Source organism: Paenibacillus sp. 01T422 (genome assembly GCF_056398785.1).
In genome coordinates this window covers 1-8,162 of the sequence record NZ_JBFTQB010000201.1, presented here as the reverse complement: position 1 = coordinate 8,162, position 8,162 = coordinate 1, and the positions used below count along the sequence as shown (strand labels likewise).

The 8,162-nt window shown below is 43.2% G+C and carries 8 protein-coding genes; 4 read left to right on the top strand and 4 right to left on the bottom strand.

The genetic code is table 11. The annotated features are described in order from the left end of the window. The first annotated feature begins 13 nt into the window (after positions 1-13). Positions 14-3,394, top strand: coding sequence for an S-layer homology domain-containing protein (locus AC1DUA_RS13545; RefSeq protein ID WP_477500263.1), 3,381 nt, complete (start codon positions 14-16; stop codon positions 3,392-3,394). Between the two features lie 116 nt (positions 3,395-3,510). Here AC1DUA_RS13545 and AC1DUA_RS13540 read toward each other — a convergent pair whose 3' ends face one another. The 3 genes from AC1DUA_RS13540 to AC1DUA_RS13530 are packed head-to-tail and all read right to left on the bottom strand — an operon-like array spanning position 3,511 to position 5,446. Further along, positions 3,511-4,716 carry a glycosyltransferase family 4 protein gene (locus AC1DUA_RS13540; RefSeq protein ID WP_477500262.1) on the bottom strand — a complete coding sequence of 402 codons (1,206 nt, stop codon included), beginning with the start codon at positions 4,714-4,716 and terminating at the stop codon, positions 3,511-3,513. Further along, the gene (locus AC1DUA_RS13535; protein WP_477500261.1) at positions 4,713-5,006 is read right to left on the bottom strand and encodes a hypothetical protein; all 294 of its coding nucleotides are present in this window, start codon (positions 5,004-5,006) and stop codon (positions 4,713-4,715) included. Before AC1DUA_RS13535 ends, AC1DUA_RS13540 begins: the two co-directional genes overlap by 4 nt. Before the next feature lie 14 nt (positions 5,007-5,020). Next, positions 5,021-5,446 carry a hypothetical protein gene (locus AC1DUA_RS13530; protein ID WP_477500260.1) on the bottom strand — a complete coding sequence of 142 codons (426 nt, stop codon included), beginning with the start codon at positions 5,444-5,446 and terminating at the stop codon, positions 5,021-5,023. 171 nt (positions 5,447-5,617) lie between these two features. Between AC1DUA_RS13530 and AC1DUA_RS13525 the strand changes: the two genes are divergently transcribed. Next, entirely contained in the window at positions 5,618-6,472 is an 855-nt protein-coding gene (locus AC1DUA_RS13525) for a DUF72 domain-containing protein (protein WP_477500259.1), read from the top strand. Positions 6,473-6,547: 75 nt separating this feature from the next. Here the strand turns inward: AC1DUA_RS13525 and AC1DUA_RS13520 are convergent, their stop codons facing one another. Beyond that, a complete protein-coding gene (locus tag AC1DUA_RS13520) occupies positions 6,548-6,994 on the bottom strand; it encodes a MarR family winged helix-turn-helix transcriptional regulator (protein WP_477500258.1) in 447 nt (148 codons plus the stop codon). A gap of 284 nt (positions 6,995-7,278) precedes the next feature. Between AC1DUA_RS13520 and AC1DUA_RS13515 the strand changes: the two genes are divergently transcribed. Together AC1DUA_RS13515 and AC1DUA_RS13510 are read left to right on the top strand one after the other, a co-directional pair. Continuing rightward, entirely contained in the window at positions 7,279-7,632 is a 354-nt protein-coding gene (locus AC1DUA_RS13515) for a MarR family winged helix-turn-helix transcriptional regulator (protein ID WP_477500257.1), read from the top strand. After that, positions 7,629-8,162: HlyD family secretion protein (locus AC1DUA_RS13510; RefSeq protein WP_477500256.1), on the top strand; the 534-nt coding region annotated here is incomplete at its 3' end. The genes AC1DUA_RS13515 and AC1DUA_RS13510, both read left to right, overlap by 4 nt.

The window sequence follows — 8,162 nt, the reverse complement described above, 5'->3', positions numbered from 1 at the left end:
CAATTCTTATGCCATGAAAGAGATAGATGCTCTATTAGAGGCAGGAATTATTTCTGGATACGAGGACGGGACTTTTCAGCCGATGAAGGCGATGACCCGAGCGGAACTAGCGAAGATTCTAGTACTCTCATTGGGTGCGAAAGAAGATCCAACAAAAGCTGAGGCATTCCTGGATGTAGAGGCGAATAGTTGGTACAGAGGATATGTGGGTGCGTTGGTTGCTTCAGGCATTACGCAGGGCACTTCGCTTACAACCTTTTCTCCAGATGCTAATGTGACACGTGAAGAATTGGTTGTTTTCTTTATTCGTGCACTTGGATTAGAAGAAACGGCAGCTAAACTGCCTATGGTCGATACATTTTCTGATAAGGATCAAATTGCTGATTGGGCGAGAAACCAAGTTTCCTTCGCAGCCCGGATCGGTTTTATCCAGGGGACTGAGGGCCCTGATAGCACTCTTTCATTTAATCCTAAGGACAATGCTGAACGTCAAGCCCTTGCTAGATTAGCGTTTGAATTTAAAACGAATGCTTCTCTGTACGTTGAGAAAGCCAAGGCGCTAGGCGATGGACAAAGTGGATCTATCATTTCGTCAATTGCTGCAGTAAGTAATACTAGTATTGAAGTGACCTTTTCTACAGAGCTTACTTCTGTGGGTAAAGGCGATTTTGCTTTCGATAACAATTTGCAGGTTGTAGAGGCGGCATTTAAAACAGGTAGCAAATCTATCGTTGTTTTGACGACCTCGGCTCAAACAAAGGATRTAGCTTACAAGCTTACTTTCAAAGGAACTACTGTGGATAAAAGTGTGTTGGGCGTAGCTGCAACTGTCTTTTTTGGCGGCGGTGGTGGAGGATTCACGGTAAGCCCAACTGGCCCAACTGTGGAGCAGCAATTGGCCAGCGGTACCGCATTAGACACAATTACTGTGAAAACTTCAGGTACATACGGTCCTGCCAGCGGATCTGCCACTACTGTTCAGAATCTAATTATTGATCCAGGTCCCTCCGGTGAAGTTACACTCAGAAACATCAACGCTCAGAAGTTGGAGATTCTCTCGGGGGATGTAAATTCGATTAAATTGCAGAACACGATTATCAAACTGTTGAAAGTAAATGCGGTTAATAACGGCGGCAAAAGCGTGCGGATTGAAGTGCAGGACGGCGCATCTGTTGAGGATACGGAGGTTAGTTCCCAGGCTATCTTGGAATCATCTTCTTCGAAAGGTACATTAGGCAAAATCAGACTGGCTTCCTCTGCAGCAGGAAAACAGGTTACGCTCAAAGGTAATATTGATGGAGAAGTGACAGCTGAAGCCCCTGGTGTGCAAATTAAGCTGGATGCACCTACCAACGGTAATCTACTCCCAACGGTCATTAAGTCTCTTAAGCTGAAAAGTAGTGCTAATATTACTGCAGCAATAGGTACAGTTACTGAAGGTGTCTATATAGCAGCACCTAACACGAAACTGATTCTTGACGGGGCGGGTGAACTTAAAAATGTTGAACTTCCTAGCAGTTCGACAGGCACGACTATTGAATTTAAAGCAGCGGCAAACCTACAAAAAATCACGGCAGGCACGAATGTCACGGTTACGGGCGACCCTGCGGCTATTGGTAAAGTTTCGAGTGAAAATGGAGCTATACAAATGAGTGATGAGCTTAAGTTGCAGGTTAAGGCGGAAGCCATTAAGCTTGCAAATCAAGCCATTCAAAATTCTATAAACAATTCAGGATACGCCACTCAGAAGGCAAATATCGAAGCGGCCGAGCGTGCAATAGCAATCGCTAAAAAATATGATGCATTAGATACAGATTTTGCTTACTTAAATGAGTATCAATCTGCGAGAAAGTTTATCTTTGAGTTTAGGGATCAAATAGACGGCTATCAGTTGCAATTTCAAGAAGGTGATTCAGCTGATTCCGTTACTCAAAGACCAATATTTCCCCAAACGGATGGGACCTTTACAGCTATATGGGACTCAGGTCAGTCGGAATTTTTATCGCCGTGGGGAACTTTTCAGAGACCTGCATCAGGTGCTGGGGATGCAACGGTAGTATTAACTGTAACCTTTTTTAAAGCGGCTTATTCAGCAACAAAAACTATTGTCATCAAAGTCAAGCAATATGATTCGAGGGTGGTTGCAGCCACAAGTTTACGTTCCGATCTTGTATTAATTGAATTCGACCATCCAGTAATTAATTCTAAGGCTACAGATTTCCAAATCGATAACGGGCTTAAAGTGATTAATGCCACTCAGTACCCTCAACTCAAGCAATATGTGTTACTTTCAGTGCAGGGACAATTAAGGGACACTGTGTACAAGGTGGCTTATAAACAAGCAACAGTGGATAAAATTATCTTTACGGGAAGTGTCAAGGACACTTGTTCATCTTCAACCTGTCCGATGCCATATAATGCACCTGTATCCGAGATTCCGATTCCGGGTGTGATTGTGCCAGGAATTGTTGCTGGGTATGTCTTCGAGAATACGGAATCATCAGGCCTTAAAGGTCTTCCGAATGCAAAGGTAGCGCTTATAGGTACCGATAGAACCGTTCAGACTGATGTTAATGGATACTACAGATTTAACCAAGTTCCAGCAGGTATTGCATATTMCGTGCAGGCAAGTAAAACAGAGTACTCCCTGCTGACAACAAATAATTTTACTATTGCTTCCGGTGAGCCATATGTCTTGGAACCTATTACTCTGCATACCACTCCAAAACCTGTGAAAGAATTGAAAACTTATAATGTCACTGCGACTCGGGTTTATTTAATGTGGACACTGAACTCGGTTGATATGATGAGTAGGCCTACTTACAAGGTTCTTCAAGATGGGAAAGAAATTGCTAATTCTGAGGTACCCAACTATGGGGTTGAGAATCTACAATCGGGTAAAACCTACACTTTTTCTGTAGTAGCTTGTAATGATGTGGGTTGTGCAGCGCCAACTACGATCTCTGTGCAAACGCCGACTGTTCTCCAAATTGATCAAATAAGACCTTATAACTCTGTTACAAAGGAAGTATATAATCCATTAGCTAAAACAGAGATAGACTTTGACCGATATCAAATACCAAAGGCATCTATCGGTGCTGATTACTTGCTGGTTAGTTTGAAGGACAGTGACTACGTACCTGATACAGGAACGGGATTGTTAAAAGGGGTATTAGACACTTCTGAAGCTAAAGTAGGACTAGTCTATTCCTCTATAGAGGTTACAAGCGAAGTTGAGTCGATAGGTGGTGTATCCTACTACAAAATAAGCTTCTACAATCAGYCGGTTCCGGTAATAAACGCTAACCAATACTATATTTACGGATTAAAATATGTAGTAAATGGCCAAACACGCCAGGTTGACCCGTTGCCATATGTAATTACCTTTGAATAAATAATTTTTCTGAGGCTCTATCCTCCGACTACTCAGCTGGGTGGAGCCTAAGTTGTTCTAAATCTTAACAGGGCCAGAAACCACCTCGGGGTGATTTCTGGCCCTCTTTGCAATCTCTACCGCATATCCTGCTTCATGCGAGGCCGCTTCCTGACTAACTTGCTGTTAGTCCGAGGGCTTGCGCACAGCTCTTCCACGGATTGATCGAACGTCTCTGCGAGCACTTCATATTGGAACTTTGTCTTCGCACGTTTATAGCCATCTGCGACTAGACGATCTCTAAGCGCCTGATCTTTGGCCAATAGGACAATGCTCTCTACAATTTCGGCATGTGAATCTGGATTAACGAGCAGTCCGGTCACCCCATCAAGCACCGCCTCCAAAGCCCCGCCGGACCTTCCGGCTATAACAGGAACTCCTGCCGAGGCTGCTTCCAGGTAGACGATTYCGAATCCTTCGGCATCCCCCTTCTCCAGCTCTCGACATACCATTATAAACTGGTCTGCCAAACTGTAATACTCATTCAAAATTTTACTTCCACTGATGTTGCCAATGAACTTAACCGCATCCTCAACGCCATTCACCCGTACGAGCTGTTCGAGTCTTGCACGATCGGGACCATCCCCGACAATAACATACATAGCATTGGGAATCTGCTTGAGGATTTCGGGCATGGCTTCGATGACGCGATCCTGTCCCTTTCTCGTGACAAGTCGGCCGACGGATAAAATGACGTACTTATCTTCAAGTCCATACCGCCCTATGAACTCTACATTTGCAGGTTTCCGATCAAACTCGGCCTCCACGCCAGGATGCACGAGACTGATACGGGATGAATTGACGCCATAACTTTCTACCAATTTTTTGGTGAAAATACTATTGGTAAGTACACCGTCGGCATGAACCAATATTAGCTTCACCATCTGATTTAAGCCGAAAAACCGACGAAACATCAGCATATCCATGCCATGGGTAGAAATCACATAACGGCGCTTTCCGAATACCCGAAACAGCAGTCCGATGAAACCTATAAGCACATATCCGTAGACCGTAACATCAGGTTCTTCGTCGCTCATCATTTTCCTCACATGCCGGAAAAGGCGCCCCCAGCTCAAAATGTGTATGCGCTCATTGCGCATAAATGCCCCACGCACCGTCCGAAAGGACTGTTTGCGATCGAAAGCTTCACAACCCGGATACTCAGGGGCGAGAACTGTAATATCATGTTTCGTATGCTTGGAGAGGTTATAGTAATAATTTTGCATGCCACCAATTCCAGGAGGGAAAACACCAGCGACAAGTACGACTTTTTTACGATTCATAGGCTTCTCACCTTTCGAGCTAGTCTACTGGCCATTTGAATTAAGGTCCAGAATGTGATTTCAGCCATCATGTTCCATAACCGTGCTATGATCGAAATGTGCAGTGCGGACTCAGCACCTAGTTTATGCGACAAAAAGTAAACCGAGAAGCCCTCTCTAACACCAAGTCCACCTGGAAGCGGACTCAACAATCCGAGCAGCCAGGAAGTGGCGAAAGTACTAGCCGCATAGAAAATGCCAATTCGGCCTGCTCCGAAGCTGTTTGACAACATCCAGAAAGCGATCCCCATCACAAGATGGCTACCTAGAAAAAAATAAAATAGCCGAAAAATTGATTGCGAGACAAGGTGGCTCCCAAACTGTTATTCAATGGGGAGTAGGCTGGATTAGTCACTCGCTGTAGCAGCCTTATGAGCAACTTCGACCGTGAGACATGGACGAATTCACGGCCTATCCAAGCCGTTATACTTGTATAATATATAAATGCTGTGCCCGCAATAGCACCAATGGCTATGTAAATAGGAATTGACACAACGTCTAGGCTAAAGGCAAGTAGGAGCGCATACGAAAGTGCCGCGGATACCAAGAGAACGTTTTCGTATACGATAGCTGCAAACTGAGCAGCAAGCGATACACCTGCCCTTGTGAGTACGATGCGACCCGCATAGTTCAAGAAGCCGCCAATACCCGCTTGCAGCATTAAAAATACAGTGAAAAGGACCATAGACACATAAAAACGATAGTCTGCATCAATCAGATACGTTACCAAATCCGCGAGGGGTAATATAAGTATATCATTTTTGATTTATGGAAAATTACTTCAGGGAAAAGTTGCGATTTATTAACATATGCCGATAAAATATAGTAGGAGTAATAACTTCTTCAAAAGAGTGGTGAATATATGATATCAATCGGGCTTGCTGGTTGGGGAGACCATGACGAGTTATATAAGACTGGAGTCAGATCGCAAGATAAGCTAAAAGAATACAGTAAATACTTTTCAGTTGTTGAAGTAGACAGCTCTTATTACGCAATTCACAAAGACAGTTTATACCAGAAGTGGGTTGCAGACACTTCAAGTCACTTTTCGTTTTTGATCAAAGCTTATCAGGGCATGACGGGACATACGCGGCAGAATTATTCCGATGCAGAAACAGAAGTAATGTTTCGGGATTTTATTGAATCTATACAGCCTGTTATTGACGCTAGTAAATTAAAAGCAGTCCTTTTTCAATACCCGCCATGGTTTGAGTGCAATCGTGAGAATGTAAAATTATTGCGATTAACAAAGAAGAGAATGGGTGATATTCCTGTAGCTCTTGAATTTCGTCATCAGAGCTGGTTTGGTGCTGAAATGGAAGATAGAACAATATCCTATATGGTTGAAGAAGGCTGGATTCATAGTATCTGTGATGAGCCTCAAGTATTTCCAGGATCGATTCCGATTATTTTAAGATCAACAGATAAAGTATTAACGATTGTTCGTTTCCATGGCAGAAATACATCAGGTTGGACATCGAGTGGGACAACGAATTGGCGAGAAGTACGATACCTCTATCGCTACAATGACGAGGAATTGCTTGAGTGGAAAGAGAACCTGGTGAAGCTAGAGGAAGAAACAGATGAGGTTTGCGTGATTTTTAATAATAACTCTGGTGGGGATGCTGCTGCTAATGCATTTCAACTTATGAATCTTCTGGGGTTGGAGAGGAAAGAGCTGCCGTCGCCACCACAGCAATTGGACATGTTTGATTGAAGATGTTAAAAGTTTCAACTGATACGAGGTCACCGGATCTTTCTGGTTGACCTCTTTTTTTGGGCCCAACTAGGATTAGCTGGGCTCTTTTGCACGACTTTCATTAATCGTAACATTGAATTTTCTTAATAATAGTGCGAATGTTTGGCATTCGTCTTCTGACCACTCTTTTAACACTTCTTTAAATCGGACCGACCTTGCCTTTTTATATTCATCCAATTCATGTTTGCCCAAATCCGTTATTTGTAAGCTGTAGGCCCTACGATCTTGTGGGTCAGGTATTCTGTAGACATATTCCTTCTGCTCTAGTGAAGCTGTTTGTCTACTAACTGTGGAGATGTCCAATTGGAATACATCTGCTAATGCTTTGACGCCAGCGCAGCCATGAGCCGAGATCTGGTGCAACAGAAGATAAGCAGAACGATCGATATTACCGAATTTTTTGTCAGATGACAGGGACGTGAGGCGGCGAACAAAGATGGCCATTTCAAGTTCTATGATTTCCAACGAATCTATTTTCATACTTCTTCACCTCATTAGCTATATGAACTATGGTAACATACCCCACTCTAATTTTGAATCTGAAAAAAGAGGCTGGAATTGATTATTGACAACCCATTTTAAAGTTGTATAATACAACAATGTAGTTTTATGATACAACTTGTTTTTGGGGGAGTCAATGTCGACTCTTCAAATCTATTTGTCTGAAATGAGGTGTGTGGATGTATCTTGAGACGAACATTGCTAAACTTTTGAGGCAATTGACGAGATACCATAAAGAGTCATTATCTAGAAGGATTAACTGTTTGGGTTTAACACCTCCCCAATTCATGACGTTGCATCAGATTAAGAAGGAGCCCAAGACGATCGGGCAGATTGTCGACGCTATTGATTTATCTTACAGTACCGTGTCGGGTATCATAGATCGGCTTGAACGCGATGGTTGGATTGAGCGTGTGAAAGACGAGGTGGATCGCCGCGTGACTTGGATTTATATGTCTGAGAAAAAGCAGGCAAAGTTTGAGGAAAACTCTTTTTTTCAAGAAGCTAATTATTCGAAATTTTTAAATGGATTCTCAGAAGAAGAATTAGTGACTATTCATAGTTCTTTTGATTTGATTACAAGACATTTGGAAAAGAAGGTTGAGGAGAAATTATGAAGCGTAAAGTAATGTTGTATATCATATTGACAGCTTTGGTCGTCGTAGGCGGMGGAATCGGCGGTTATTTTTGGTATGAAGGCCAGAACTATCTATCTACGGATGATTCCAGACTTGCTGGAGACATCTACAAAGTAATGCCGCGAATTACTGGAAAAGTGACTTCGTTGCAGGTTAACGAAGGGGATCACGTACTGGCTGATCAGATCATTGGGCAGCAAGACAATAATAATTTGCCCACAAGCAGCCTTGATCAAGCGGCACTGCGTTCACCAATTGAAGGAACTGTCATCAAAACACTGGTCAAAACCGGAGAAGTCTCCTCACCGGGCCAAACGGTAGCCATGGTCGTAGACACGAACAAATTGTATGTGTCGGCCAACGTCGAGGAAACAGAGATTCATAAGGTTAAGGAAGGCGAAGTCGTAGAAATCAATTTGGACAATTTTCCAGGCAAAGTGCTATTAGGCAAAGTGAAAGAAATTAGTAAAGCCACTGCGTCGACCTTTTCGCTGTTACCTTCTACTAAT